Annotated in this window: 26 protein-coding genes and 1 pseudogene; 19 read left to right on the forward strand and 8 right to left on the reverse strand. The window is 72.4% G+C overall.

The window, feature by feature from the left end; translation table 11 throughout:
* Nucleotides 1-353: 353 nt before the first annotated feature.
* The 8 genes and pseudogenes from ABZ471_RS04650 (at nt 354) to ABZ471_RS04685 (ending at nt 6,602) form a co-directional block, all read left to right on the forward strand.
* Nucleotides 354-1,019 (forward strand): response regulator transcription factor, encoded by a 666-nt coding sequence (locus tag ABZ471_RS04650; protein ID WP_359062374.1) that lies wholly within the window; start codon nt 354-356, stop codon nt 1,017-1,019.
* Nucleotides 1,016-2,128: a histidine kinase gene (locus ABZ471_RS04655; RefSeq protein WP_359062376.1), complete on the forward strand. Its 1,113-nt coding sequence runs from the start codon at nt 1,016-1,018 to the stop codon at nt 2,126-2,128. The genes ABZ471_RS04650 and ABZ471_RS04655 overlap by 4 nt, the downstream gene beginning before the upstream one ends.
* Nucleotides 2,129-2,309: 181 nt before the next feature.
* Nucleotides 2,310-2,939, forward strand: a complete 630-nt coding sequence (locus ABZ471_RS04660; protein ID WP_359062378.1) for a histidine phosphatase family protein — start codon at nt 2,310-2,312, stop codon at nt 2,937-2,939.
* 94 nt (nt 2,940-3,033) lie between these two features.
* Nucleotides 3,034-3,189: pseudogene (locus tag ABZ471_RS04665) on the forward strand (DNA-binding response regulator); the annotation flags it as partial.
* Nucleotides 3,190-3,410: 221 nt separating this feature from the next.
* Nucleotides 3,411-4,844 (forward strand): DUF2252 domain-containing protein, encoded by a 1,434-nt coding sequence (locus ABZ471_RS04670; RefSeq protein WP_359062380.1) that lies wholly within the window; start codon nt 3,411-3,413, stop codon nt 4,842-4,844.
* Between the two features lie 40 nt (nt 4,845-4,884).
* Entirely contained in the window at nt 4,885-5,361 is a 477-nt protein-coding gene (locus ABZ471_RS04675) for a hypothetical protein (RefSeq protein ID WP_359062382.1), read from the forward strand.
* Between the two features lie 49 nt (nt 5,362-5,410).
* Nucleotides 5,411-6,223: a hypothetical protein gene (locus ABZ471_RS04680; protein WP_359062384.1), complete on the forward strand. Its 813-nt coding sequence runs from the start codon at nt 5,411-5,413 to the stop codon at nt 6,221-6,223.
* A 31-nt stretch (nt 6,224-6,254) separates the two neighbouring features.
* Nucleotides 6,255-6,602 carry a rhodanese-like domain-containing protein gene (locus ABZ471_RS04685; protein ID WP_359062386.1) on the forward strand — a complete coding sequence of 116 codons (348 nt, stop codon included), beginning with the start codon at nt 6,255-6,257 and terminating at the stop codon, nt 6,600-6,602.
* A gap of 17 nt (nt 6,603-6,619) precedes the next feature.
* Here the strand turns inward: ABZ471_RS04685 and ABZ471_RS04690 are convergent, their stop codons facing one another.
* From ABZ471_RS04690 to paaA, 6 genes are all read right to left on the reverse strand, one after another.
* On the reverse strand, nt 6,620-7,762 hold the full coding sequence (locus ABZ471_RS04690; protein WP_359062388.1) for an acyl-CoA dehydrogenase family protein: 1,143 nt from the start codon (nt 7,760-7,762) through the stop codon (nt 6,620-6,622).
* 134 nt (nt 7,763-7,896) lie between these two features.
* Nucleotides 7,897-8,961 (reverse strand): 2Fe-2S iron-sulfur cluster-binding protein, encoded by a 1,065-nt coding sequence (locus ABZ471_RS04695; protein ID WP_359062390.1) that lies wholly within the window; start codon nt 8,959-8,961, stop codon nt 7,897-7,899.
* Complete coding sequence (gene paaD / locus ABZ471_RS04700; RefSeq protein WP_359062392.1) at nt 8,961-9,488, reverse strand: 1,2-phenylacetyl-CoA epoxidase subunit PaaD; 528 nt, start codon at nt 9,486-9,488, stop codon at nt 8,961-8,963. The genes ABZ471_RS04695 and paaD overlap by 1 nt, the downstream gene beginning before the upstream one ends.
* On the reverse strand, nt 9,482-10,201 hold the full coding sequence (paaC, locus tag ABZ471_RS04705; RefSeq protein WP_359062395.1) for a 1,2-phenylacetyl-CoA epoxidase subunit PaaC: 720 nt from the start codon (nt 10,199-10,201) through the stop codon (nt 9,482-9,484). Before paaC ends, paaD begins: the two co-directional genes overlap by 7 nt.
* Nucleotides 10,198-10,485, reverse strand: a complete 288-nt coding sequence (gene paaB, locus ABZ471_RS04710; RefSeq protein ID WP_359062396.1) for a 1,2-phenylacetyl-CoA epoxidase subunit PaaB — start codon at nt 10,483-10,485, stop codon at nt 10,198-10,200. The genes paaC and paaB overlap by 4 nt, the downstream gene beginning before the upstream one ends.
* A complete protein-coding gene (gene paaA / locus ABZ471_RS04715; protein ID WP_359062399.1) occupies nt 10,482-11,501 on the reverse strand; it encodes a 1,2-phenylacetyl-CoA epoxidase subunit PaaA in 1,020 nt (339 codons plus the stop codon). The genes paaB and paaA overlap by 4 nt, the downstream gene beginning before the upstream one ends.
* Before the next feature lie 310 nt (nt 11,502-11,811).
* Between paaA and ABZ471_RS04720 the strand changes: the two genes are divergently transcribed.
* Genes ABZ471_RS04720 through ABZ471_RS04730 form a run of 3 tightly spaced genes read left to right on the forward strand, consistent with a single transcriptional unit; the run spans nt 11,812 to nt 14,644 of the window.
* A complete protein-coding gene (locus tag ABZ471_RS04720) occupies nt 11,812-12,678 on the forward strand; it encodes a DUF5819 family protein (protein WP_359062401.1) in 867 nt (288 codons plus the stop codon).
* A complete protein-coding gene (locus tag ABZ471_RS04725; protein WP_359062403.1) occupies nt 12,675-13,892 on the forward strand; it encodes an HTTM domain-containing protein in 1,218 nt (405 codons plus the stop codon). The genes ABZ471_RS04720 and ABZ471_RS04725 overlap by 4 nt, the downstream gene beginning before the upstream one ends.
* A complete protein-coding gene (locus ABZ471_RS04730; protein WP_359062405.1) occupies nt 13,889-14,644 on the forward strand; it encodes a TrmH family RNA methyltransferase in 756 nt (251 codons plus the stop codon). Before ABZ471_RS04725 ends, ABZ471_RS04730 begins: the two co-directional genes overlap by 4 nt.
* 16 nt (nt 14,645-14,660) lie before the next feature.
* Here the strand turns inward: ABZ471_RS04730 and paaN are convergent, their stop codons facing one another.
* Nucleotides 14,661-16,352 carry a phenylacetic acid degradation protein PaaN gene (paaN, locus tag ABZ471_RS04735; RefSeq protein WP_359062407.1) on the reverse strand — a complete coding sequence of 564 codons (1,692 nt, stop codon included), beginning with the start codon at nt 16,350-16,352 and terminating at the stop codon, nt 14,661-14,663.
* A 177-nt stretch (nt 16,353-16,529) separates the two neighbouring features.
* On the opposite strand from paaN, the gene ABZ471_RS04740 reads away from it, so the two are divergent.
* Together ABZ471_RS04740 and ABZ471_RS04745 are read left to right on the forward strand one after the other, a co-directional pair.
* The gene (locus tag ABZ471_RS04740) at nt 16,530-18,044 is read left to right on the forward strand and encodes a 3-hydroxyacyl-CoA dehydrogenase (RefSeq protein ID WP_359062409.1); all 1,515 of its coding nucleotides are present in this window, start codon (nt 16,530-16,532) and stop codon (nt 18,042-18,044) included.
* Complete coding sequence (locus tag ABZ471_RS04745; RefSeq protein WP_359062411.1) at nt 18,041-18,628, forward strand: TetR/AcrR family transcriptional regulator; 588 nt, start codon at nt 18,041-18,043, stop codon at nt 18,626-18,628. Before ABZ471_RS04740 ends, ABZ471_RS04745 begins: the two co-directional genes overlap by 4 nt.
* 78 nt (nt 18,629-18,706) lie before the next feature.
* Here the strand turns inward: ABZ471_RS04745 and ABZ471_RS04750 are convergent, their stop codons facing one another.
* On the reverse strand, nt 18,707-19,192 hold the full coding sequence (locus tag ABZ471_RS04750; protein ID WP_359062693.1) for an Lrp/AsnC family transcriptional regulator: 486 nt from the start codon (nt 19,190-19,192) through the stop codon (nt 18,707-18,709).
* A 190-nt stretch (nt 19,193-19,382) separates the two neighbouring features.
* Here ABZ471_RS04750 and pdhA point away from each other — a divergent pair, with 190 nt between their 5' ends.
* The 6 genes from pdhA (at nt 19,383) to ABZ471_RS04780 (ending at nt 26,296) form a co-directional block, all read left to right on the forward strand.
* Nucleotides 19,383-20,525 (forward strand): pyruvate dehydrogenase (acetyl-transferring) E1 component subunit alpha, encoded by a 1,143-nt coding sequence (gene pdhA / locus ABZ471_RS04755; RefSeq protein ID WP_359062413.1) that lies wholly within the window; start codon nt 19,383-19,385, stop codon nt 20,523-20,525.
* Nucleotides 20,522-21,526: an alpha-ketoacid dehydrogenase subunit beta gene (locus tag ABZ471_RS04760; RefSeq protein WP_359062415.1), complete on the forward strand. Its 1,005-nt coding sequence runs from the start codon at nt 20,522-20,524 to the stop codon at nt 21,524-21,526. Before pdhA ends, ABZ471_RS04760 begins: the two co-directional genes overlap by 4 nt.
* Nucleotides 21,526-22,860 (forward strand): dihydrolipoamide acetyltransferase family protein, encoded by a 1,335-nt coding sequence (locus ABZ471_RS04765; protein WP_359062417.1) that lies wholly within the window; start codon nt 21,526-21,528, stop codon nt 22,858-22,860. The genes ABZ471_RS04760 and ABZ471_RS04765 overlap by 1 nt, the downstream gene beginning before the upstream one ends.
* Nucleotides 22,861-22,962: 102 nt before the next feature.
* Nucleotides 22,963-23,853, forward strand: a complete 891-nt coding sequence (locus tag ABZ471_RS04770; RefSeq protein ID WP_359062419.1) for an NTP transferase domain-containing protein — start codon at nt 22,963-22,965, stop codon at nt 23,851-23,853.
* Nucleotides 23,850-25,202 carry a molybdopterin molybdotransferase MoeA gene (locus ABZ471_RS04775; RefSeq protein ID WP_359062421.1) on the forward strand — a complete coding sequence of 451 codons (1,353 nt, stop codon included), beginning with the start codon at nt 23,850-23,852 and terminating at the stop codon, nt 25,200-25,202. Before ABZ471_RS04770 ends, ABZ471_RS04775 begins: the two co-directional genes overlap by 4 nt.
* A complete protein-coding gene (locus tag ABZ471_RS04780) occupies nt 25,199-26,296 on the forward strand; it encodes a potassium channel family protein (RefSeq protein WP_359062423.1) in 1,098 nt (365 codons plus the stop codon). The genes ABZ471_RS04775 and ABZ471_RS04780 overlap by 4 nt, the downstream gene beginning before the upstream one ends.
* The last annotated feature ends 42 nt before the right edge of the window (nt 26,297-26,338 follow it).

Consider the following 26,338-nt stretch of genomic DNA (forward strand, 5'->3'; position numbering starts at 1 on the left):
GCGCCCAGCCCTCTCGCTGCGGGCCTACAGCGAGAGGGCTGCCGCGAGTACCGCAGATGATGTCACCTGCCGTTGGCTTGCGGCATTACTTTGAGCAACAAGCGGCAACCGACTGCGGTGATCCAGCCACTTTGCGGCTCGCAACGGCCGGGCCGTTCGGCGCCCTGTTGCGGGAAGCCGGGGCAATGATCCCTGTCGACCGGTCAGGGTGATCCCTGCCGACCGGCTGGGGCGATACCCGCCGGTCGACTGGGTGCGCGCCGCCAACCGGCGGGTATTCCGTGTCGGCTGCCTGGAGACGGGTTCTGCGGGGGTACGCATCGAACTACGGGCATGCGACGAGCGGAGCGCACATGATCCGGGTGCTGGTGGTCGATGACGAAGCCTTGATCCGCACGGGCTTCACGCACATTCTCAACACGGCGGACGACATCGAGGTCATCGCGGCCGTACCCGGCGGCCAGGCCGTGCGCGCGGTGCGAGAGCTGCTGCCCGATGTCGTCCTGCTCGACATCCGGATGCCCGACGTGGACGGGCTCACCATCCTGGCCGACCTGCGCCGCATGCCGCAGGCCCCGGTGGTCGCCGTGCTCACCACGTTCGACACCGACGAATACGTGGCGACCGCCCTGCGCTCGGGCGCCGCCGGATTCCTGCTCAAGGACACCGACCCCGAGCAGCTTCCCCACCTCGTGCGCACGTTGGCCGAGGGCGGGACCGTGCTGTCGTCCAAGGTCACCCGCCTGGTGGTGGACGGCTACCTCGACAAGGACCTGCACGAGCCCGCCGTCCGCCTCGCCGCCCGGCTGACCGCGCGCGAGCGCGCCGTCCTCGTGCTCATGGCCGAAGGGCTGGCCAACACCGACATCGGCGAACGGATGCACCTGAGCACCGGAACCGTCAAAGGCCACGTCAGCGCCGTGTTCAGCAAGCTGCAGGTCAGCAGCCGCGTCCAGGCTGCTCTGATCGCCGAACGCGCGGGCCTGCTCACGTCGGACCAGGACGAGGGCGCTCGATGAGCCCTCGACGGCTGCGGCCCCTGCTGCTCGACATCGCCCTCGTCGGGTCCGCGCTGGCGGACGTATGGATCCACGTCGACGTGGAGGAGAAACCGGCCATGGCGTGCGCGCTGCTGGGCGTACTCGCCCTCACCCTGCGTCGCCACCTGCCCTTGACGACCTTCGTCCTCACGCTCCCCACCGCCCTGCTCACCGACGCGGTGGTCGCCCCCATGGCCGCGCTGTACACGCTCTCCTCGCTCAGCCGCCACCGTCTCCTGCTGGCCGGCTGTGCCCTGACGTACGCGGTCAGCGACTTCATGCCCTGGCCGTGGTCGTCCCTGGATGCCACCGAGCTGGCCCAGACGAACACCCTGTTCCGCATCAGCTACGACCTCGCCACCGCGGCCGCCCCCGTCTTCCTGGGCCAGCTCGTCCAGGCCCGACGCGAACTCTCCCTGCGGCTCGCCGACATCACCGAGGCCCGCGAGTACGAACGGGAGCTGACCGCCCAGAGCGTTCTGGCGAAGGAGCGCGCCCAGCTCGCCCGGGAGATGCACGACGTGGTCTCCCACCAGGTCAGCCTCATCGCCGTACAGGCCGGAGCGCTCCAGGTGGGGAGCCAGGACGACGAGACGAGACAGGTCGCGGCCACGATCCGCCGCCTCAGCGTGCAGACCCTGGACGAACTGCGGCACATGGTCAGTGTTCTGCGGGCCTCCGGCAGCAGTCCCACGGAACTCACCCCCCAGCCTTCCCTCGCCGACCTGGAGCGCCTGGTCGAGGCCAGCGGCATCGACGCGAAGCTGGAGACCGATCTGCCCGTCGAGCTTCCGCCCACGGTCCAGCGCGCCGTCTACCGCACTGTCCAGGAAGCGTTGACCAACGCCCGCAAGCACGCCCCCGGTGCGACCGCGACCGTCCGTATCCACCACAGGGACGGCGCCGTCCACACCACCGTCACGAACACCGCCCCCACCCGGCCTGCGTTCGCCCTGCCGAGCGCCCACCACGGCCTGGTCGGTCTGGCTCAACGAGCCGAGCTCCTCGGCGGCACCGTCACCTCCGGCCCCACGGCCCAGGGGGGCTACGAGCTCTGCCTGGAACTGCCCGTCGAGCGGAACCGGTGAGAGCCCCGGTACGACTCCGGCCGGCCTCCACCGCGGCCACTGCGACCCAGTTCGGCCGGGTGGCCGGGCTGCGTCAGCCGGTCGGCGGGGTGGTTTCCGGACAGCCGCAGGATGGTGCGGCGGGAGGCTGCCACCGACCCTGGAGCACAAGAGCTGCCGGGCCACGAAGGAGGTCGGTCCTATGACGATCCGCCTGACGTTTCTGTGTGCGCCCGGCGGTGACGCCACCCTGGATCCACTCCTCGGTGACGCTCCCCCGAGTGAGCGCAGCCTGCGCATGGCAGGCCTCGCGGGAGCCGCGCTCCCTCCCCACGAGCTGGCCTTCCGGGCGCCCTCGACCCGTTGCGCACAGACCGCTGACGCCCTCGGCCTGGCGGCAGCGCCCGAGCCTGCGCTGCGCGATCTCGACCTCGGGAAGTGGTGTGGTCGCACGGTCGACGACATCGCCGCAACCGACCCCGACGGATTCACCGCCTGGCGCACCGACCCGGATGCCGCACCGCACGGAGGCGAGTCCGTACGCGGGCTCTGCCGCCGGACAGCGGACTGGCTGAGCGGCATGGCGCCCGAGAGCGGCGCCGCAGTGGCCATCACCGAAGCCGCCGTGGTCCGGGCCGCGCTCATCCATGCTCTGGGCGAACCGGCGAGAGCGTTCTGGTATCTCACCGTGCCGCCTCTGTCCACGGTCGCCCTCACCTGGCGCGGTGGCCACTGGGACGTTCGGCTCGGCTACGTCGTCACCCCGCGGGAGGGCCGGCGAGGATTCCTCTCGCGGTCATCCCGGGAAACGGTCTTCGTCGGCTGTGCATAGGGTCTGACCAGCCCATTCTTCGCGAGGAAGCTCCCAGGGCCGGGTGGCGTGGCCCTGGGAGCTTCCGTGTGCCCGGGTACCGGTGCCGGCCGTCGAGGGCGGGTCGGACGCGGCGATCGCCCGCCATCTGGTGGTCTCCGAGGCGGCCGTCGGCAGGCACATCGGGGACATCCTCACCCAGCTCGACCTGCCGCCGGCCGAGGAGACACACCGGCGGGTGCTCGCCGTGCCGGCGTTTCTGCGGGCGTGAGGGCAGACGCGTGGGGTACGAGGAGTACCGGTGCCGGGGACGACGGACGCGTGGGGTGCCAGGAGTACCGGTGCCGGGGGCGGCAGGGTTTTCCACAGGGGCCGAGTTGTCCACAGGGTCTGACACGTTTCGGCCACCGGTTGTACGGTCTGCACGAGTTGATGTTCGAGCGAATCCGCGGGTGAACGCGGGTGCGGTGGGTTTCGGGGGAGGCGGTCGCGATGACCGAAGCCGGTGTGGGAGTGGCGGAGACGGCCGAGCGGGCGGTGGCGCGCCGACTGCCCAGGGTGCGCGGGTTCGCGGACCGGCAGCCGCAGGGCTCGCCCAAGGAGGAGGGCAAGGCGCTCAGGACGAGCGTGCCGCGCAGCGCGCACCGAACCCTCGATCCGGACGGCTGTCGCCCGGACGCGGTCGGTGCGGTGGAGGAGTCCAACGCCGGCCGCATACCCGATCTGACCCCGATACGGGTGGGCCGGATGGCGGCCACCCCGTTCGCCTTCCTGCGCGGCTCGGCCGGACTGATGGCGTACGACCTTGCGCGTACCCCCGTGACCAGGATCAGTGCCCAGATATGCGGTGATGCCCACGCGGCCAACTTCGGCCTGTACGGCGACGCCCGCGGCCGCCTGGTCATCGACCTCAACGACTTCGACGAGACGGTGCACGGCCCCTGGGAGTGGGACCTGAAGCGGCTCGCCACCTCGCTGGTGCTGGCCGGGCGGGAGGCGGGCGCCGACGAGGACACCTGCCGCAAGGCCGCCCAGGACACGGCCGGCGCCTACCGGCGCACCATGCGGCTGCTGGCCAGGCTTCCGGTGCTGGACGCCTGGAACGCGATCGCGGACGAGGAGCTGGTCTCCCACACCGACGCCCACGACCTGCTCGGCACGCTGGAGCGGGTCTCGGAGAAGGCGCGGGCCAACACCAGCGGCCGGTTCGCGGCGAAGTCGACCGAGGAGGCGGAGGACGGCGGACGGCGCTTCGTCGACGCGCCGCCCGTGCTGCGCCGGATCCCGGACACCGAGGCGGCCGCGGTGGCCGCCTCACTCGAGCCGTATGTGACGACGCTCTCCGAGGACCGGCTGCCGCTGCTGGCCCGGCACGCGGTGCACGACGTGGCCTTCCGGGTGGTCGGCACGGGCAGCGTGGGCACGCGGTCGTACGTGGTGCTGCTCCTGGACCACCGCGGGCAGCCGCTGGTGCTCCAGGTGAAGGAGGCCCGTCCGTCTGCGCTGGTCCCGCACCTGGCCACGGCCGGCTTCGAGATTCCGCCGGTGGAGCACGAAGGGCGCCGGGTGGTCCTCGGCCAGAAGCGGATGCAGGTCGTCAGCGACATCCTGCTGGGCTGGACGACGGTCGACGGGCGGCCCTTCCAGGTGCGCCAGTTCCGCAACCGCAAGGGCAGCGTCGACCCGGCCGCGCTCGCCGCCGACCAGATCGACGACTACGGCCGGATGACCGGCGCCCTGCTGGCCCGCGCCCACGCCCACAGCGCGGACCCCCGCCTGATCGCCGGCTACTGCGGAAAGAACGATGAGCTGGACGGGGCTATGGCCGACTTCGCTGTCGCCTACGCCGACCGCACCGAGGCGGATCACGCGGCGCTGGTGGCGGCGGTGCGCTCCGGGCGGATCGCGGCCGAGACGGGCGTGTGACGGCGGATGCGGGCAATGCGCGGGCCGAGGGGGCGCTGAGGTGAGGTACGTCGAGCTGACCGGTGGTGAAGGAGAGGAGTCGGTGTTCGCCGACCCCCGGGCCTACCTCGACCGGCTGCCCGCGCTCGCGGCCGAGCTGCCGCCGGGCGCCCGTGCGTTCGCCACCGACCCCGGGCACTACGACTTCGGCGGCAAGCGCTGCGTGAAGGACCTCAGGCCCGCGCAGGTGCGCCGCAGCAGGGACGGGGACGTCGAGATCCGCTTCCGGCACAACTGCTTCAAGCACGACGAGGACCTTCTCGTCCGCTACACCGGAGTCTCCCGTTTCCAGTCGGACGTCCTGGGCGTGTGCGACCCGGCCTCGCTCGGGGACGTGATCCTCGACGAGATCCTCCCGCACCCCGGCGGCTGCACCCACGAGCTGGCCTGCCGGCCCGGCACGCTCGTGGTCGCCTGCCGGGACCTGGAGGCCGAGTGGGTACCGGCCGACTGCCCTGACGCGGGACCGCCCGGCTGAGCCGTGCCGTCTCCGGCGGCGGGGTCCTGCCGTGGCCTACGCTGGTCGGGTGACGACCCCGGAAGCTGAGCAGTCCCAGGCACCGCGGCCCGAGGAACGGCTGGAACAGGCCGTTCGGGCCGCCGAGCAGGCGTTGATCGAGTACGAGATCGCCGTGGAGACGTTCCGCGTCGAGGTCGAGAACTTCTCCCGGCTGCACGAGCAGAAGCTCGGCCCGCTCTACTTCCGCATCGAGGAGCTGGATGCGGAGATCGCCGAGGCGAAGGCGGCCCGCACCGGCGACCCCGAGGACATCCGCCGGGCCGAGGAGGCCCGCGCCCGCGTCCTCCCGATTCCCGGCGTCGAGGAACTGCTGAACGGCTGGATGGACGGCCACGGCCTGTTCCCGGAGGCCGCCGCCATGCTCACCGACCAGACGGTGCGGCCCCCGCAGCGGGTACGGCCCACCGAGGAAGCCCGCCGGCTCTACCGAGAGCTGGCCCGCAAGGCCCACCCCGACCTCGCACAGGAGGAAGAGGAGCGGCTGCGGCGCGAGGAGTTCATCACCCGCGTCAACGCCGCCTACGCCCGCGGCGACGAGAAACTTCTCGGGGAGCTGGCCGAGGAGTGGGCGGCGGGCCCGGTGCCGCCCGAGCGGCGCCCGAGCCCCGCCGAGGAGCTGTACGCCCGCCTGGAGTGGCTCACCCAGCGCAAGGAACTGCTCACGATGGTCGCCCGCGAACTCGAGGACGGCGCGATCGCCGGCATGCTTCGCCTGGCCCCGGACGACCCGGACGGCCTGCTCGAAGAGATCGCCGGTCGGCTGCGGGCCGACATCGAGCAGCGCGAAGCCGAGCTGGCGGGCCTGCTGGGCCAGGGGTGAACCACCTCGCCCTTCGGGTAGCGTCGTAGACATGCATTTTGGATCTGGTGTGCCCACGGTCGAGGTCTCAGCCCTCAGCGACGGCGACTTCCTGCTGGACGTCCGTGAGGACGAGGAGTGGGAGGCAGGTCACGCCGCAGGGGCGCTGCACATCCCGATGAGCGAGTTCGTGGCCCGGTACGGCGAGCTGACCGAGGCCGCCCCGCAGGACGGCCGCGTCAACGTGATCTGCCGCTCCGGCGGCCGCTCGGCCCAGGTCACGATGTACCTGGCCCAGCAGGGCATCGACGCCGCGAACGTGGCCGGCGGCATGCAGGCCTGGGAGGACGCGGGCCGACCGGTGATCACCGACGCCGGAGCGCCGGGCGCGGTCGTCTAGCTCTGCCCGGGGCCCGGTCAGCTGAGTGGGTGTGCCGCCAGCAGGTCCCCGAGCCTCTCCTCGTATGCCGCCGCCGGGCCGAGCGCCAGCTCCAGGTGCTTGGCCCAGGCGTGGTAGCGGTGCAGCGGGTAGTCGGTGTCCGCGCCGAACCCGCCGTGCAGATGCTGTGCCGTCTGCACGACGCGACGCACGCCTTCCGCCGCCCAGATCTTCGCCACGGCGACGTCCCCGGCGGCCGGCAGTGCCCCCGCCGCTCCCGAGGCGATCCGCCAGGCGGCCTGCCAGAGGGTGGCCTCCATGGCACGCAGGTCGATGTACCGGTCCGCGGCCTGGACGGCGACTGCCTGGAAGGTCGCGATCGGATGCCCGAACTGCTCCCGCTTGCCGGTGTACTCGCTGGTCATCCTCAGTACGCGCTCGCCCAGTCCGAGGGCCAGCGCACAGATGCCGGTGACCAGCAGCGCGTGCAGCCCCTCCCAGGCGCCCTCGGCCTCGATGACATCGCCCGCCCCGATCCGCGCGGACCGCAGACGCAGCTCGGCCAGACGCTCCCCGCTCGTCGAGATCTGCTCGCCCAGCACCACCCCGTCGTGCCGTCGGGGAACCAGCGCGAGTACGGTCCGGTCGGCGGCCGTGCCCTCGATGTGGGCCGGTACCAGGACGAGGTCCGCGTCGTACGCCCACGGCACCGCCGTCTGCACCCCGTCCAGCACCCAGGCCTGCCCGTCCCGCCGTGCGGTGACGGCGAGTTCCGCCGGGTCGTGTCCGGTGCGGCCGTGCGCGGCGACGGTCAGTACCAGCTCACCGCGCCCTGCGCGGGCCAGCAGCCGATCCTTCGACTCCTTGCCGCCGTAGGCCTGTACGGTCGCCGTGGCCGCGCTGTGCTCCAGCAGGGGCACACGGGCGAGCACCTGGGCGGACTCGCGCAGCACCAGGCACAGCGCGACGGCGTCCAGGCCCGCCCCGCCGTACTGCTCGTCCAGCAGCAGGCTGAGCAGGTCCGCGCCGGCCAGCCGGGACCACAGCTCCCGGTCGAAGCCGTCGGCCACGGCGCCGGTGGTGAGCGCCGGGCTGGGCACCGCGTCCGGCGCCACCCCGGCGAACACCCCCCGTGCCGCCTCGGCCGCCGCCAACTGCTCCTCGTCGAAGGTGAAGTCCACGGCCTGTCCTCCCGGAGGGTCCGGTGATCCGGCGGATGATCCGACGCATCGTCTGGCGGGCCGTCAAGATAGAACAGGTTCTAGAAGAAGGGAACGGGGAAGGCGGGTGCGGTCGTCGTCGAGGCTGTCGCGCCTCAGCGGTCGAAGTCCAGCTCCACCTTCTCGGTCACCGGATGGGACTGGCAGGCCAGCACATATCCGGCCTCCGTCTCCTCCGCCTCCAACGCGAAATTGCGGTCCATGCGCACCTCGCCGGAGACCAGGAAGGCCCGGCAGGTGCCGCACACCCCGCCCTTGCAGGCGTACGGCGCGTCCGGCCGGTTGCGCAGCACCGTTTCCAGCAGGGACTCGCCGTCCTGGACCGGCCAGGTGCCGCCGCGCCCGTCGAGCCGGGCGGTGACGGTGCTGTGCGCGGGGGCCGGGACGGTGGGCGCCGGGGCCGCCCCCGCGTCCACGTGGAAGATCTCCTGGTGGATGCGGGCGCGGTCCACGCCCAGCTCGCGCAGTGCCTTCTCCGCGCCCTCCACCAGCCCGAACGGCCCGCACAGGAACCATCCCGCCACATGGTCCACCGGCAGCAGCGCCGGCAGCAGTCCCGTGAGCCGCTCCCGGTCGAGCCGCCCGGACGGCAGGCCGGCCTGCTGCTCCTCGCGGGAGAGCACGGTCACCAGCTGCAGCCGCTCCGGGTAGCGGTCCTTCAGGTCGGCGACCTCCTCCAGGAACATCGTCGAGGCGGCCGTACGGTCGCTGCGTATCAGGCAGAACCGGGCCCCGGGCTCCCGTGCCAGCAGCGTGGAGACGATCGACAGCACGGGGGTGATGCCGCTGCCGCCGACGACCGCCGCGTACATTCCCGGTGCCGGTTGGAGGGTGAAGCGTCCGGCCGGGGTCATCACCTCCAGCTCGTCGCCGACGTTGACCTCCTTCAGCGCGTACGTCGAGAAGACGCCGCCCTCGACCAGCCGCACTCCCACACGCAGCGTGCCCGGGCCCTCGCCGGCCGGGTCCGGGGCCGGGGAGCAGATCGAGTACGTCCGCCGGATCTCCTCGCCGTCCGTGCGCCGCCGCAGGGCGAGGTGCTGGCCGGGCGCGTGCCGGTACTCCTCGCGCAGCCCGGGTGGGACGGTGAAGGTGAGGGTGACGGAGTCGTCGGTGAGCCGGTCGACCGCGGCCACCGGGAGCGGGTGGAAACGTGCCATCACAACTCCTTGAAGTGGTCGAACGGTTCACGGCAGGCCAGGCAGCGGCGGAGCGCCTTGCACGCGGTGGAGGAGAACCGGCTCAGCAGCTCGGTGTCCGCGGATCCGCAGAGCGGGCAGCGGACCGGGTCGATGTCCTCGGCGAGGGTGCGGGTCGTCCCCAGGGCGAGCGGCACCGGTCCCGAGTCGTGGCGCACACGTGGGGGAGCGATGCCGAACTCCCGGAGTTTGCGACGGCCTTCGGGGGTGATGTCGTCCGTGGACCAGGCGGGGGCGAGCACCGTGCGGACGGTGACCTCGCGCATGCCGTGGGCGCGCAGCACCCGCTCGATGTCCACGCTCATCGCCTCGATGGCGGGGCAGCCGGTGTAGGTCGGCGTCAGATCGACCTCGACCGTGTCCGCGCCGCTGAGGTGCACCGCGCGCAGGACGCCCAGCTCATGGAGCGTGAGCACGGGCAGTTCGGGGTCGGGCACCGAACCGGCCAGCTCCAGCAGCTCCGCCTCCAGGGCGGTGGCCGTCACCATGACGCCCCCGGGTGGCTGCGGTGCAGGTGCTGCATCTCCGCGAGCATCCGCCCGAACGACTCGGTGTGCAGGCCCTGCCGGCCGGCGCCCGCCGACCATGCGCCGGTGCGCGGCCCCTCGGGCACGGTCAGGGTGGCCCGGGTGAGCACGTCGGTCACGGACCGCAGCCAACGGGCCTCCATGCCCGCCCAGTCGGCGTCCAGGCCCTCCACCGGCTGGAACATCTCCCCGGTGAACCGCCACAGCGCCTCGCACGCCCGCTGCATCCGCTCTCTGCTCACCTCGGTGCCGTCGCCGAGCCGCAGCGTCCACAGCTCGGCGTGGTCGCGGTGGTAGGCGACCTCCTTGACGGCCTTCGCGGCCAGCGGTGCGAACGGGCCGTCTCCCGTGGCCAGTTCGGTGTAGAGCAGCTGCTGGTAGACGGAGAAGTACAGCTGGCGGGCGATGGTGTGCGCGAAGTCGCCGTTCGGCTGCTCGACCAGCTGGAGGTTGCGGAAGGCGCGCTCCTCGCGCAGGTAGGCCAGCTCGTCCTCGTCGCCGGCCATGGACAGCAGCACCCGGGCCTGGCCGAGCAGGTCGAGGGCGATGTTGGCGAGGGCGACCTCCTCCTCCAGGACGGGGGCGTGCCCGGCCCACTCCCCCAGGCGGTGGGAGAGCACCAGGGCGTCGTCGCCGAGGGCGAGTGCGGCGGTCGCGGGGGCGGTCGCGGTCACAGGTGCTTCACCCCTTCCGGGATCTCGTAGAAGGTCGGGTGCCGGTAGGGCTTGTCGGCGGCCGGCTCGAAGAACGGGTCCTTCTCGTCGGGCGAGGACGCGGTGATCGCGGAGGCCGGGACGACCCAGATCGAGACGCCTTCGCCGCGCCGGGTGTAGAGGTCGCGGGCGTTGCGCAGGGCCAGCTCCGCGTCCGGTGCGTGCAGGCTGCCGGCGTGCGTGTGGGAGAGGCCGCGCCTGGAGCGCACGAAGACCTCCCACAGGGGCCAGTCGGTGTTCGTCATGCTCGCGCCTCTCCTGTTCCACCGGCGGTCCCGGTGTGCTTGGCCGCATAGGCCGCGGCCGCCTCCCGCACCCACGCGCCCTCGTCGTGTGCGCGCCTGCGTTGGGTGATCCGCTGCTCGTTGCACGGGCCGTTGCCCTTGAGGACGTCCCAGAACTCCGTCCAGTCGATCGCGCCGAAGTCGTGCTGTCCCCGCTCCTCGTTCCACCGCAGGTCCGGGTCGGGGAGGGTCAGGTCCAGGGACTCGGCCTGCGGGACGCAGATGTCGACGAAGCGCTGGCGCAGCTCGTCGTTCGAGTGGCGCTTGATCTTCCACTCCATCGACTGCGCGGAGTGCTGTGACTCGTCGTCGGGCGGGCCGAACATCATCAGCGAGGGCCACCACCAGCGGTTCACCGCGTCCTGCGCCATCGCGTGCTGCTCCGGGGTGCCCTTGCTCAGGGCCAGCAGCAGCTCGTATCCCTGGCGCTGGTGGAAGGACTCCTCCTTGCAGATCCGCACCATGGCGCGTGCGTAGGGCCCGTAGGAGCAGCGGCACAGGGGAACCTGGTTGGTGATCGCGGCGCCGTCCACGAGCCAGCCGATCGCGCCGACGTCGGCCCAGGTCAGCGTGGGGTAGTTGAAGATCGAGGAGTACTTCTGGCGGCCGCTGTGCAGCTTGTCGAGCAGCTCGTCGCGGCCGGTACCGAGGGTTTCGGCCGCGCTGTACAGGTACAGGCCGTGGCCGGCCTCGTCCTGGACCTTGGCCATCAGGATCGCCTTGCGGCGCAGGCTGGGCGCGCGGGTGATCCAGTTGGCCTCCGGCTGCATGCCGATGATCTCGGAGTGCGCGTGCTGGGCGATCTGCCGGACCAGGGTCGCGCGGTAGGCGTCGGGCATCCAGTCGCGCGGTTCGATGCGTTCTTCGGCGGCCACGGCCGCGTCGAAGGCGCGCTGGTACTCCGCCGTGTCCTCGGTGGCGGTCCGTGCGGCGTCCGCCTCCGTACGGGCCGTGCGGTGCGCGGCTGCTGTGGCCATGCGGTCCCCCTGACCTCGGGCTCTCCTTGAATACGTCCCGACCGATCGTTCGGTCCGTGCGTCATCAATGGTGTGCCCGGGCCGCCGCGGGTGTCAACCGCTGTGGAAAACCCCGCGGCCCGCCTGTGGAAAACCGCGGGCGGGCCGGCACGGAGTGGTGAGGGCCACTGATCCGGGCCGTACCCGGGGCTGCGCCGGGCGGCCGGTGCTGAGTACCGTTCCGTGCGAGTGCCAAGGAGTGGCGCTCGGGAAGAATGCGGCGCCTGTGACGGTGCCGCGATGACCGAGTGGAAGCGGGGGACGGGCCGGAATGGACGCGTACGACGAGGACTCGCGGGCTCCGCACGGGCCTGACGGGTCGACCGGGGCGCGTCGCCCGGAGGATCCCGAGCGCCGGGAGGATCCCGACGGCCGGGAGGATCCCGACGGCCGAGAGGACCCCGAGCACCAGGAGGTGCCCACCCGGGACGCCTCGGGCGATCCCGACGGCTCACCGCCCCCCGGGCCCCCGCCCCCGCCCACGGCACCCCGCACCGGCGTCGCCGCCCTCTCCCCCCGCTACCAGATCGGCGCGGCGGTGGCGCTCGCGGTCGTGGCCGTCGCGGCCTGTGTGCATCTGGCGATGGTGTTCCTGAGCCTCGCGCCGGCGAACACGGTGACCAAGCAGCACGGCAAGGCGATACAGGAGTGGGTGTATCCGGAGTTCGAGCAGAACTGGAAGCTGTTCGCCCCGAACCCCCTCCAGCAGAACATCGCCGTCCAGGTGCGCGCCGAGGTCCGGATGAAAGACGGCAGCCTGCGTACCACCGGCTGGAACGACCTGTCCGCCCGGGACGGCGCCGCCATCGACGGCAGCCTGCTGCCCAGCCACACCGAGCAGAACGAACTGCGCCGCGCCTGGGACTTCTTCGCAGCCACGCACGCCGCCGACAACCGGTCCGTCGGTCTGCGCGGCTCGCTCTCCGAGCAGTACGTGCGCCGGATCGTCGTGATGCGCCTGTACCGGGAGGACGCGACCAGCCGGGAGGGCGTCATCCAGCGCGTGCAGGTCCGCTCCTGCACCACGAACGTGCAGCCGCCGAAGTGGAGCCGCGAGAAGGTCTCCGACAAGCCCGTCTACCGTCTGCTGCCCTGGTGGACGGTGGCCGCCGACGAGGCCGAGGGAGGTGTGCGGTGAACCGTCTCTCCCTGACGCTCTCGCGCGGCATCGCCCGCGTCACCGAGTCGGCGCTCGGCCCGTACCAGAGCGCCGTGATCCGCATCGGCTTCGCCGCGACCTGGCTGCTCTTCCTGCTGCGCGAGTTCCCCCACCGCCGAGAGCTGTACGGCCCCGACGGCCCCTGGAGCTGGGACCTCGGCCGGCAGCTGACCTCCGACAACCACGCGTTCACGGCCCTGATGTGGTCCGACGGGCAGGCCTGGTTCGAGATCTTCTACCTGCTGGCGATCCTCTCCAGCGCGGCGCTGCTGCTCGGCTGGCGCACCCGTACCGCCTCCGTGCTGTTCATGGTCGGCGTGCTGTCGCTGCAGAACCGCAGCGTCTTCGTGGGCGACGGCGGCGACAACGTCCTCCACCTGATGGCCTTCTACCTGGTGTTCACGCGCTGCGGGCGGGTCTGGTCGCTCGACGCCCGGCGGGCGGCCCGCGACGAGGCGGCACGCGCGCGGGGGGAGCGGGTCCGCCCCGACCGGGTGGGACCTGTGCTGTGGGCGGTGCTCGGCCTCGCGCTTGCCGGTGTGACGCTGGCGGGCCGGTTCGACAACGGCTGGCTGATCCCCGCGCTGCTGTGGACGGCGTGGGCGGCGCTCGGCCTGTGGGCCGCGGTGCAGCGCCGGGCGAGGTCGCAGGAGCCGCGGATCCTGCTGGACGTGATCGCCAACGTCGTGCACAACGGCGCCCTGTTCGTGATCATGGCGGAGGCCTGTCTGATCTACGCCACGGCCGGTTGGTACAAGATCCAGGGTTCGCGCTGGCAGGACGGCACCGCCGTCTACTACCCGCTCCACCTCGACTACTTCTCGCCCTGGCCCGCCCTGGCCGACCTGATGTCCTCCAGCGGAACGATCATGATGATCGTGACCTACGGGACGGTCATGGTGCAGGTCGCCTTCCCGTTCACGCTGTTCAACCGGCGGGTCAAGAACGTTCTGCTGGTGCTGATGATGACCGAGCACGCCGTGATCGCGGTCGTCCTCGGCCTGCCGTTCTTCTCGCTGGCGATGATCACGGCGGACGCGGTCTTCCTGCCCACGTCCTTCCTGCTGCTGCTCGGCGGCTGGGCGGCACGCGCGCGGGGACGCCTGGTCCGGCGCGGCGAGGGCGACCGTACGCTGCCGCCGCAGCGCTCCCCGGAGGAGAGCACGAAGGGCCGCGTAGGGTTCACTGCATGACCGACCCCGTGACCCGCTGGCGCGAGCGCGCCGGTGACGCCGTGCTGCTCGACGGCTTCCACGCCCTCAAGCACGCGCTGCGCTTCGGCGCTCAGGTCCCGGTGGCGGTCACCACCGACCGGCGGGCGGTGCTCGCCCTCGCCGAGGAGCTGGCCGGGGACGTCAGGGACGCGCTGGACGCGCTCCTGACGGAGGTGGCGCAGGAGACCTACGCCTCGCTCGTGCCGCGCCCCCATCCGACGGGCGTGGCCGCCCTGGCCGTACGGTCCTCCCGTGAGGCCAATCTGCGGGCGCTCGCCCGCAGGCCCCGCACCGCGCCTGTAGTGGTCCTCGACAACCCGCGAAACCTCGGCAACGCCGGCGCCGTGATCCGGCTGGCCGCCGGCTTCGGGGCGACCGGAGTGGTCACCACGGGCACCCTCGACCCCTGGCACCCCACCGTGGTGCGCGGTGGAGCGGGGCTGCACTTCGCGACCGCCGTGGAACGGCTCGAGGTCGAGGAGCTGCCCGCCGGGCCGCTGTACGCCCTCGATCCGGAGGGCGACGACATCCGGGGCACCCAGCTGCCGGACGACGCCGTGCTGGCCTTCGGGTCGGAGCGCAGCGGCCTGTCGGCACAGCTGCGCGCGCGTGCCGACCATCTGCTGGCGCTGCCGATGCGCCCCCAGGTCTCCAGCTACAACCTGGCCACCAGTGTGGCCATGACGCTGTACCACTGGAGTGCGACCGGGGGCGCAGCCACGGCGTCCTAGGCCTCCCGGCGGGGCGTCACGCCTCCCGGCGGACCTCCACCACCCGGAAGCGGTTGGCCACGAACGCGCCGTCGGTGAGGGCCGCGTTCGCCGCCGGGTTGCCGCCCGAGCCGTGGAAGTCCGAGAAGGCGGCGGTCTGGTTCACGTACACCCCGCCGATCAGGTTGAGGGACAGCTGGGCGGCCTCCTCCAGGCAGACCTCCTCGATGGCCTCCTCGACCTCCGTGTCGGTGGTGTACGCGCCGACCGTCATGGCGCCCTTCTCCCGGACCGTGCGGCGCAGCAGGTCCACCGCGGCGGTCACCGAGTCGACCGCGACGGCGAAGGAGACGGGGCCGAAGCACTCGCTCATGTAGGCGGCCTCGTCGTCCGGCTTGGCGCCGTCCAGCTTGACGATCACGGGGGTGCGGACGACCGCGCCCGGGAACTCGGGGTTGCTGATCTCGCGCGAGGCCAGGGCGACTTCACCGAGGCCGGCCGCCGCCTCCAGCCGGGCCTTGACGTCCGGGTTGACGATCGCGCCCAGCAGGGCGTTCGCGCGGGCGTCGTCGCCGAGCAGGCCGTCGACCGCGCGGGCGAGGTCGGCGGTCACCTCGTCGAAGGTCTTGGGGCCCTCGTCGGTGCGGATGCCGTCACGCGGGACGAGCAGGTTCTGGGGGGTGGTGCACATCTGGCCGCTGTACAGGGACAGCGAGAAGGCCAGGTTGGACAGCATGCCCTTGTAGTTGTCGGTCGACTCCACGATGACCGTGTTGACGCCGGCCTTCTCCGTGTAGACCTGCGCCTGGCGGGCGTTGGCCTCCAGCCAGTCACCGAAGGACGTCGAGCCGGTGTAGTCGATGACGCGGATCTCGGGGCGGGTGGCGAGCGTCTTGGCGATGCCCTCGCCCGGGCGCTCGGCGACCAGCGCGACCAGGTTCGGGTCGAAGCCCGTCTCGGCGAGCACCTGCCGGGCGACCTGCACGGTCAGCGCGAGCGGCAGTACCGCGCGCGGGTGGGGCTTGACCAGGACCGCGTTGCCGGTCGCCAGGGAGGCGAACAGGCCCGGGTAGCCGTTCCAGGTCGGGAAGGTGTTGCAGCCGATGACCAGGCCGATGCCGCGCGGGACCGGGGTGAACTGCTTGGTCAGCGCCAGCGGGTCGCGCTTGCCCTGCGGCTTGGTCCACTCGGCCGTCTCGGGGGTGCGGACCTGCTCCACGTACGCGTACGCCACCGCCTCCAGACCGCGGTCCTGGGCGTGCGGGCCGCCCGCCTGGAACGCCATCATGAAGGCCTGCCCGCTGGTGTGCATGACCGCGTGCGCGAACTCGTGCGTCCGGTCGCTGATCCGCTTCAGGATCTCCAGGCAGACCACCGCGCGGGTCTCCGCGCCCGCGTCCCGCCAGGCGCGCTGTCCGGACTTCATCGCGGGCAGCAGCACGTCGACGTCCGCGTGCGGGTAGGTCACGCCCAGCTCGATGCCGTACGGCGAGACCTCGCCGCCGACCCAGTCGTCGGTGCCGGGCTGGCCGAGGTCGAGGCGGGTGCCGAGGAGTGCGTCGAAGGCCGCCTTGCCCGCTGCCGCGTCCAGGCTGCTGTGCTCGCCGTAGGCCTTGGGGTGCTCGGGGTGCGGGGACCAGTACGCGCGCGTGCGGATCGCTTCGAGCGCCTGGTCGAGAGTGGGCCGGTGCTTCGTGATCAGCTCGTGCGTGGTCAGTTCGGCGGCCATGCGGGACCAACTCCTCGTCTCGGGAACTCTCCGTCGAGTTCACGACGTGGCAGAAACAGAAGACGTGGCAGAAACAGAAGCGGGATCGTGCGGTCAGAGCTAGAGTAACCGAACGATCGGTCGGTACAAGGGGGTCCGCCGCATCTGTGGAAAACCCCGTGCGGGAGGATCGCGCACATGACAGCACTCGACCTCAGCAGCCCCGTGGGCGTCGTCGGCACCGGCACCATGGGCCAGGGCATCGCCCAGGTCGCGCTGGTCGCCGGCCACCTCGTGCGGCTCTACGACGCCGTTCCCGGGCGCGCCCAGGAGGCGGCCGAAGCGATCGGCGCCCGCCTCGACCGGCTCGTGGCGAAGGACCGGCTGACCGCCGCCGAACGGGACGCGGCCCGCGCCCGGCTCGTGCCCGCGGGCAGCCTCACCGAGCTGGCGGACTGCGCGCTGGTCGTCGAGGCCGTCCTGGAGCGGCTGGACGCCAAGCAGCAGCTCTTCCGGGAGCTGGAGGAGACCGTCGGCGACGACTGTCTGCTCGCCACCAACACCTCGTCCCTCTCGGTGACGGCCATCGGCGGCGCGCTCGCCAACCCCGGCCGCTTCCTGGGCCTGCACTTCTTCAACCCGGCCCCGCTGCTGCCGCTGGTCGAGGTCGTCTCCGGGTTCGCCACCGACGTCACGTCGGCCACGCGCGCGTACGAGACTGCGCGCGCCTGGGGCAAGACCCCCGTGGCCTGCGCGGACACCCCCGGCTTCATCGTCAACCGGATCGCCCGGCCCTTCTACGCCGAGGCCTTCGCCGTCTACGAGGCCCAGGCCGCCGACCCGGCCACCATCGATGCGGTCCTGCGCGAGTCGGGTGGTTTCCGGATGGGCGCGTTCGAGCTGACCGACCTGATCGGGCAGGACGTCAACGAGTCCGTCACCCACTCGGTGTGGCAGTCCTTCTTCCAGGACGTGCGCTTCACGCCCTCGCTGGCCCAGCGCCGGCTGGTCGAGTCCGGGCGGCTCGGCCGCAAGAGCGGGCACGGCTGGTACGACTACGCCGAGGACGCCGAGCGCTCCGAGCCGCACACCGCCGAGCAGGAGCGGCCGCCCGCCCACGTCACCGCAGAGGGCGGGCTCGGCCCCGCGGCCGAGCTGCTCACGCTGATCCGCGAGGCGGGCATCCTGGTCCGCGAGGAGGAAGAGGACCACGGCACCCGCCTGCTGCTGCCCAGCGGCGGCCAGCTGGTCCTCGCCGACGGCCAGACCTCCGTGGAGTTCCGCGACGTCGTCTACTTCGACCTCGCCCTCGACTACCGCAAGGCCACCCGTATCGCCCTGTCCGCCTCCCAGGACACCTCGCCGCAGACCCTCGCCGAGGCCATCGGCCTCTTCCAGGCGCTCGGCAAGGACGTCAGCGTCATCGGCGACGTCCCGGGCATGATCGTCGCCCGTACGGTCGCCCGGGTCGTGGACCTCGCGCACGACGCCGTCGCCAAGGGCGTGGCCACCGAGGAGGACATCGACACCGCGATGCGCCTCGGCGTCAACTACCCGCTCGGCCCCTTCGAATGGAGCCGCAGGCTCGGCCGCGGCTGGGCCTACGACCTGCTGGACGACCTGCACCTGCGCGACCCCTCCGGCCGGTACGCGCCGTCCCTCGCGCTCTACCGCCACGCGTACGCCACCGACAAGCGGGAGGGCACCCCATGACCACCGCCAAGCGCGACACGTACACGCCCGAGACGCTGCTCTCCGTCGCCGTCCAGGTCTTCAACGAGCGCGGCTACGACGGCACCTCCATGGAGCACCTCTCCAAGGCGGCCGGCATCTCCAAGTCGTCCATCTACCACCACGTCAGCGGCAAGGAGGAGCTGCTGCGCCGGGCAGTCAGCCGGGCGCTCGACGGCCTGTTCGGGATCCTCGAGGAGGAGCACGCGCGCGTGGGGCGCGCCGCGGACCGTCTGGAGCACGTCGTGCGGCGCATGGTCGAGGTGCTCATATCCGAGCTGCCGTACGTGACGCTGCTGCTGCGTGTGCGCGGCAACACCGAGACCGAGCGCTGGGCGCTGGAGCGGCGCCGCGACTTCGACCACCGGGTCGCCGAGCTGCTGAAGGCCGCGGCCGCCGACGGGGACATACGCGGCGACGTGGAGGTCCGCCTGGCCACCCGGCTGGTCTTCGGGATGATCAACTCCATCGTGGAGTGGTACCGGCCCGAGGCGCGGGGCGCCAGCGGCCGCGAGGTGGCCGACGCGGTGGCCCGGCTGGCCTTCTCGGGCCTGCGCCAGGACTGAGTCCGGGCGGGCCTTCGGGCAGGACTGGATCCAGGCCTGCGGGTGGGACCGAATCCAGGCCTGCGGCCAGAGCCGGGTTCACGCCTCGGGCTCCAGGTCCTCCTCCTCGAAGACCAGCAGCGTGCGCGAGCTGAGCACCTCGGGGATCGCCTGGAGCCGGGTGAGCACCAGCTCGCGCAGCGCCCTGTTGTCGGGCGTGTGCACCAGGAGCAGGACGTCGAAGTCCCCGCCCACCAGGGCGATGTGGGAGGCGCCGGGCAGTTGTCTGAGCTGCTCGCGGACCGTGCGCCAGGTGTTCTGGACGATCTTCAGCGTGATGTACGCCGACGTGCCGTGCCCCGCCCGCTCGTGGTCGACACGAGCACTGAAGCCCCTGATCACCCCGTCCTCGATCAGACGGTTGATGCGCGCGTAGGCGTTGGCACGGGAGACGTGGACGCGTTCGGCGACCGACCGTATCGAGGCACGGCCGTCCGCCTGCAGGATTTTCAGGATGTCCTGGTCGACTGCGTCCAGTGGACGCGGCGGCGGCAGGGCGGCGCCGTCCTGCGGTCCCTCGGCCATTTGTTCAGCTGCCATGTCCCCCCGCTTCATCGCCGTGGACGTCCTGCATTCATTCCAGGTTGTGGAGAACCGTTTGTCCACAGCCTGACGGGGGCTGTAGCCAAAATGTGCCGACGACCGAACAATCGGTAGGTGAGGCGGGTCACAGCCGACACGCCTCCCGTAGCCACTCCCACGAGGAGGTGCCGTCATGACGGTCATGGAGCAGCGAGGCGCGTACCGGCCATCGCCGCCGCCCGCCTGGCAGCCCCGTATGGACCCCGCGCCGCTGCTGCCCGACGCCGAGCCCTACCGCGTCCTCGGCACCGAGACGGCCGCCAAGGCCGATCCGGAACTGCTGCGCCGGCTCCACGCCCAGCTGGTGCGAGGCCGCCGGTACAACGTGCAGGCCACCGCGCTGACCAAGCAGGGCCGTCTCGCCGTCTACCCCTCCAGCACCGGCCAGGAGGCATGCGAGGTCGCCGCCGCCCTGGCCCTCCAGGAACGCGACTGGCTGTTCCCCAGCTACCGCGACACCCTCGCCGTCGTCGCCCGGGGCGTGGACCCCGTCGAGGCGCTCACCCTGCTGCGCGGCGACTGGCACACCGGCTACGACCCCTACGCCCACCGGGTGGCCCCCCTGAGCACGCCGCTGGCCACCCAGCTCCCGCACGCCGTCGGCCTCGCGCACGCCGCCCGCCTCAAGGGCGACGACGTGGTCGCCCTCGCCATGGTCGGCGACGGCGGCACCAGTGAGGGCGACTTCCACGAGGCGCTGAACTTCGCCGCCGTCTGGCAGGCACCGGTCGTCTTCCTGGTGCAGAACAACGGCTTCGCGATCTCCGTCCCGCTCGCCAAGCAGACCGCCGCGCCCTCCCTGGCCCACAAGGCCGTCGGGTACGGCATGCCGGGCCGGCTGGTCGACGGCAATGACGCGGCCGCAGTGCACGAGGTCCTCAGCGATGCCGTACGGCACGCGCGCGCGGGCGGCGGCCCGACCCTCGTGGAGGCGGTGACGTACCGCATCGACGCCCACACCAACGCCGACGACGCCACCCGCTACCGCGGCGACGCCGAGGTCGAGGCCTGGCGCGCACACGACCCGATCCAGTTGCTGGAACGCGAGCTGACCGCGCGCGGGCTGCTCGACGAGGCCGGCATCGAGGCCGCCCGGCAGGACGCCGAGGAGATGGCCGCCGACTTGCGCGAGCGCATGAACCAGGACCCCGAACTCAACCCCATGGACCTCTTCGACCACGTCTACGCCGAGTCCACCGCGCAACTGCGCGAACAGCGCGCCCTGTTGCGCGCCGAGCTGGAGGCGGAGCAGGACCAGGAAGGCGACCTCCGATGACCACCGTCGCCGTCAAACCCGCCACCATGGCGCAGGCCCTCACGCGCGCGATGCGCGACGCGATGGCCGCCGACCCCGCCGTGCACGTCATGGGCGAGGACGTCGGCACTCTCGGCGGCGTCTTCCGGGTCACCGACGGGCTCGCCAAGGAGTTCGGCGAGAACCGCTGCACCGACACCCCGCTCGCGGAGGCGGGCATCCTCGGCACCGCCGTCGGCATGGCCATGTACGGCCTGCGCCCGGTCGTGGAGATGCAGTTCGACGCCTTCGCCTACCCGGCCTTCGAACAGCTGATCAGCCATGTCTCCCGGATGCGCAACCGCACCCGCGGCCGGATGCCCCTGCCGATCACCGTGCGCGTCCCCTACGGCGGCGGCATCGGCGGCGTCGAGCACCACAGCGACTCCTCCGAGGCCTACTACATGGCCACCCCGGGCCTCCACGTCGTCACGCCCGCGACCGTCGCCGACGCCTACGGGCTGCTGCGCCAGGCCATCGCCTCCGACGACCCGGTCGTCTTCCTGGAACCCAAGCGGCTCTACTGGTCCAAGGACACCTGGAACCCCGAGCACCCCACGGACGTCGAGCCCATAGGCCGTGCGGTCGTGCGCCGCCAGGGCAGCAGCGCCACGCTCATCACCTACGGGCCGTCCCTGCCGGTCTGCCTGGAGGCCGCCGAGGCCGCCCGGGCCGAGGGCTGGGACCTGGAAGTCCTCGACCTGCGCTCCCTGGTGCCGTTCGACGACGAGACGGTCTGCGCGGCCGTCCGGCGCACCGGGCGGGCGGTCGTCGTCCACGAGTCGACCGGTTTCGGCGGCCCGGGCGGCGAGATAGCGGCCCGTGTCACCGAGCGCTGCTTCCACCATCTGGAGGCACCGGTGCTGCGCGTGGCCGGCTTCGACATCCCCTACCCGCCGCCGATGCTGGAGCGGCACCACCTGCCCGGCGTCGACCGCATCCTGGACGCCGTGGCGCGCCTGCAGTGGGAGGCCGAGGGCTGATGGCACAGGTGCTGGAGTTCAAGCTTCCCGACCTCGGCGAGGGACTCACCGAGGCGGAGATCGTCCGCTGGCTGGTGCAGGTCGGTGACGTCGTCGCCATCGACCAGCCGGTCGTGGAGGTCGAGACGGCCAAGGCGATGGTCGAGGTCCCCTGCCCCTACGGAGGTGTGGTCACCGCCCGCTTCGGCGAGGAGGGCACGGAACTGCCCGTCGGCGCCCCGCTGCTGACGGTGGCGGTGGGCCCCCAGGTTGCCCAGGTCCCGCAGCCGCTCCGGGCCGCGGGCGGGGACACCGAGGGATCGGGCAACGTCCTCGTCGGGTACGGCACCTCCGACGCGCCGGCGCGGCGCCGCAGGGTGCGGTCGGCGGCCACCGCCAACGGAACGGCGAAGACGCCCGCTCCGGTGCCGTCCGTCCCCGAGCCCGCCCCCGTGCTCACCGAGGGACCCGTCCCCGTGATCTCCCCGCTGGTGCGCCGGCTCGCCCGGGACAATGACCTCGACCTGCGGCAGCTGTCCGGTTCGGGACCGGACGGGCTGATCCTGCGGTCCGACGTCGAGGGCGCCCTGCGGGCCAAGGCCGCCCCCGCCACCGCCCCTGCTCCCGTCGCGGAGGCACCGGTCGCCCGCGTCTCCCCTGTCCGCAACGGTATCCGTACCCCCCTCAAGGGCGTCCGAGGCGCCGTCGCCGACAAGCTCTCCCGCAGCCGGCGGGAGATCCCCGACGCGACCTGCTGGGTCGACGCGGACGCGACGGAACTCATGCGCGCGCGGGCGGCGATGAACGCGGCCGGAGACACGAAGATCTCCCTCCTCGCGCTGCTCGCCCGCATCTGCACCGCCGCCCTCGCCCGTTTCCCCGAACTGAACTCCTACGTCGACACCGACGCCCGTGAGGTCGTCCAACTCGACCACGTGCACCTCGGGTTCGCCGCGCAGACCGGGCGCGGGCTGGTCGTGCCGGTCGTCCGGGACGCCCACGCGCGCGACGCCGAGGCGCTGACCGCGGAGTTCGCCCGGCTCACCGAGGCGGCCCGGGCCGTGACCCTGACCCCCGGGGAACTCACCGGCGGGACCTTTACGTTGAACAACTACGGGGTCTTCGGCGTCGACGGCTCCACCCCGATCATCAACCACCCCGAGGCGGCCATGCTCGGCGTCGGCCGCATCGTCCCCAAGCCCTGGGTGCACGAGGGCGAGCTGGCCGTGCGCCAGGTCGTCCAGCTCTCGCTCACCTTCGACCACCGGGTGTGCGACGGCGGCACGGCAGGCGGCTTCCTGCGGTACGTGGCGGACTGCGTGGAACAGCCGGCGGTGCTGCTGCGCACCCTGTGACCCGGCAGAGGGACGCGGGGAGCGCCGGACACAGGCGTTCCCCGCGGATCACGTCCCCGCCCGTCGGTTCCCTGTGATCAGTGCGGCACGCATACTCAGAGGGTGACCGACAACGCTCCCGCCGCCCCCGGGACCACTGCGCCGTACGACGCCGTCGTGCTGGCCGGCGGCGCCGCCCGGCGGCTCGGCGGGGCCGACAAGCCCGGGCTGCGCGTCGGCGGGCGCCCACTGCTCGACCGGGTGCTCGCGGCCTGCGTCGGCGCGGCCACCACGGTCGTCGTCGCCGGCCCCCGGCCCACCGCCCGCCCGGTGCGCTGGGCACGCGAGGACCCGCCCGGCGGCGGACCGGTCGCAGCCCTGGACGCGGGCCTCAGACTCACCACCGCCGAGCACGCGGTCGTCCTCTCCGCCGACCTGCCCTTCCTCGAAACGGCCACGCTGGAGCGGCTGTTGACCGTCCTCGGGGACACCGGCGCCGACGGGGCGCTGCTCACCGACGCCGACGGCCGCGACCAGCCGCTCGTGGCGGCCTACCGCACCGCCGCGCTGCGCCGCGCACTGGCGGCCCTCGCGACCGGGCACGACGGCCTGACCGGCCTGCCCCTGCGCCGGCTGACCGGCGCTCTCGATCTCACCCGCGTCCCGGACCCGCTCGCGTCCTTCGACTGCGACACCTGGGACGACATCGCCGCCGCCAGGGCACGCATCAGGGAGCATGGGCACGTGTTGGATGAATGGATCTCCGCAGTCAAGGACGAGCTGGGCATCGACCTCGACGTCGACACCGGCGTCCTGCTCGATCTGGCTCGCGACGCCGCGCACGGCGTGGCCCGGCCCGCCGCGCCCCTGACCACCTTCCTCGTCGGCTACGCCGCCGCCCAGGCCAAGGGGGGTCCCGAAGCCGTCGCCGAGGCCGCCCGCAAGGCCACGGCGCTGGCGCTGCGCTGGGAGGAAGAGAGCAGCGAGGGCGACGCCGCCCCGGACGCCGGATGACCGCCCCGGGCATCCGGGCCGGAGCGCCCGCCGAGGACAGCGACGACCTCGACGTCGAGGAGGCCCTGGCCCTCGTGAGAGATCCCAAGGACGACGGCACCGTACCCGTGCCCGCCTCCGGCGCCCCGGACGAGCCTCACGAGCGGCACAAGGCCACCCCCTGGCCCCGGGCCCGCGAGATCGCCGCCCGCGCCCCCCGCTCGGGAATCCGCCGCAGCCCCGTCTCCGTCGCCCTCTCCGACTCTCTCGGCCTGGTCCTCGCCACCCCGGTCGACGCGCTCACCGACCTGCCCTCCTTCGACACCTCCGCGATGGACGGCTGGGCGGTCGCCGGACCCGGCCCCTGGGAGGTGCGGGACGAGGGCGTGCTGGCCGGACAGGGGCAGCCCGAGCCGCTGACCGACGGCGAGGCGGTCCGCATCGCGACGGGCGCCCGCATCCCGGCCGACACCACCGCCGTCCTGCGCACCGAACACGGCCGTACGGACGCCCAGGGCCGGCTCCACTGCACCCAGGAGGTCGGCCACGGCCAGGACATCCGCCCGCGCGGCCAGGAGTGCCGCAGCGGCGACCAGCTGCTCCCCGTCGGCACCCTCGTCACACCGGCCGTCCTGGGCCTCGCCGCGGCCGCCGGATACGACACCGTCACCGCCGTCCCCCGGCCCCGCGTCGAAGTCCTCGTTCTCGGAGACGAGTTGCTCACCGAGGGGCTCCCGCGCGAGGGACTGATCCGGGACGCGCTCGGCCCGATGCTGCCGCCCTGGCTGCGCGCGATGGGCGCGGAGGTCATCGCCGTACGTCGACTGGGTGACGATGCCAGGGCCCTGCGCAAGGCGCTCACCGGCTCCGATGCCGACCTGATCGTCACCACCGGCGGCACCGCCGCCGGACCTGTCGACCATGTCCACCCCACCCTGGAGCGGATCGGCGCGGAACTCCTCGTCGACGGCGTCAAGGTGCGCCCCGGCCACCCCATGCTGCTGGCCCGCACCAAGGAGAACCAACACCTCGTCGGTCTGCCGGGCAACCCGCTCGCGGCCGTCTCCGGCCTGCTCACGCTGGCGGAGCCCCTGCTGCGTACCCTCGCCGCCCGTCCCGCCCCCGAGCCGTACTCGCTGCCGCTCAAGGAGGCGGTGCACGGGCACCCGTACGACACTCGGCTCGTCCCCGTGGCGCTGCGCGGCGACCGTGCCGCACCGCTGCACTACCAGGGCCCGGCCATGCTGCGCGGGATCGCCGCCGCCGACGCGCTGGCCGTCGTACCGCCGGGCGGGGCCGGACAGGGTGAGGAGGCGGAACTGCTGGACCTGCCGTGGGCTGCGGCCGGAATCGGGGTGTGTTTCACGTGAAACTTCCGGGCCACGACGCCATCGCCCGCCATGCGGACGACGACCCGGTGCCCCATCGGGTGAAACTCCCGAGGAAAGTGGTGGAGCGCCCGATCCGCCAGGTCTTCAGACGGCTGCTCATGGCCCTTGCGGTGCTGGTCGCCACCGCGCTGATCGTCTACGCCGACCACGAGGGCTACAACGACAACTCCGACGGCTCCGTCGACCTCCTCGACGCGTTCTACTACGCGACCGTCACCCTCTCCACCACCGGGTACGGCGACATCACCCCGGTCAGCGACGGTGCCCGGCTCACCAACATCTTCGTCATCACGCCCCTGCGGGTGCTGTTCCTGATCATCCTGGTCGGCACCACGCTGGAAGTCCTCACCGAACGCACCCGGGAGGAATGGCGGCTGAACCGCTGGAGGTCCACCTTGCGCGACCACACCGTCGTCATCGGCTTCGGTACGAAGGGGCGGTCGGCCGTCCAGACCGTGTGCGCGACGGGACTGAAGAAGGAGCAGGTGGTCGTGGTCGACCCCAGCTCCAAGGTGATCGACGCGGCGACCGCCGAGGGCTTCGCGGGCGTCATAGGCGACGCCACCCGCAGCGAGGTGCTCCTGCGTGCCGAAGTGCCCAGGGCACGCCAGATCATCGTCGCCCCGCAGCGCGACGACACCGCCGTCCTGGTCACCCTGACGGCCCGGCAACTCAACCGGAGCGCGAAGATCGTGGCCGCCGTGCGCGAGGAGGAGAACGCTCCGCTGCTCAAGCAGTCCGGCGCCGATGCCGTCATCACCAGCTCCGGCGCGGCCGGCCGGCTGCTCGGCCTGTCCGTGCTCAGCCCCGCCGCCGGCATGGTCATGGAGGACCTGATCCAGCAGGGCAGCGGCCTGGACATGGTCGAACGTCCCGTGGTCCGGGCCGAGGCGGGCAAGTCCCCGCGCGAGACGGACGACCTCGTGGTGAGCGTCGTCCGCGGACACCGGGTGCTCGGCTACGACGACCCGTCCATCGGCACCCTTCAGCTGACGGACCGCCTGATCACCATCGTCCGGGCAAGCCCCGGTGCCCAGGTCACCCCGCACCCCCGCCAGCTGCCCCACGAGTGAGCGGGCCGCCCGTGCGGCGGTGACGCCGAGGAGTAGCGTCGC

Source organism: Streptomyces sp. NPDC005728 (assembly GCF_040630895.1).
Lineage (GTDB): Bacteria > Actinomycetota > Actinomycetes > Streptomycetales > Streptomycetaceae > Streptomyces.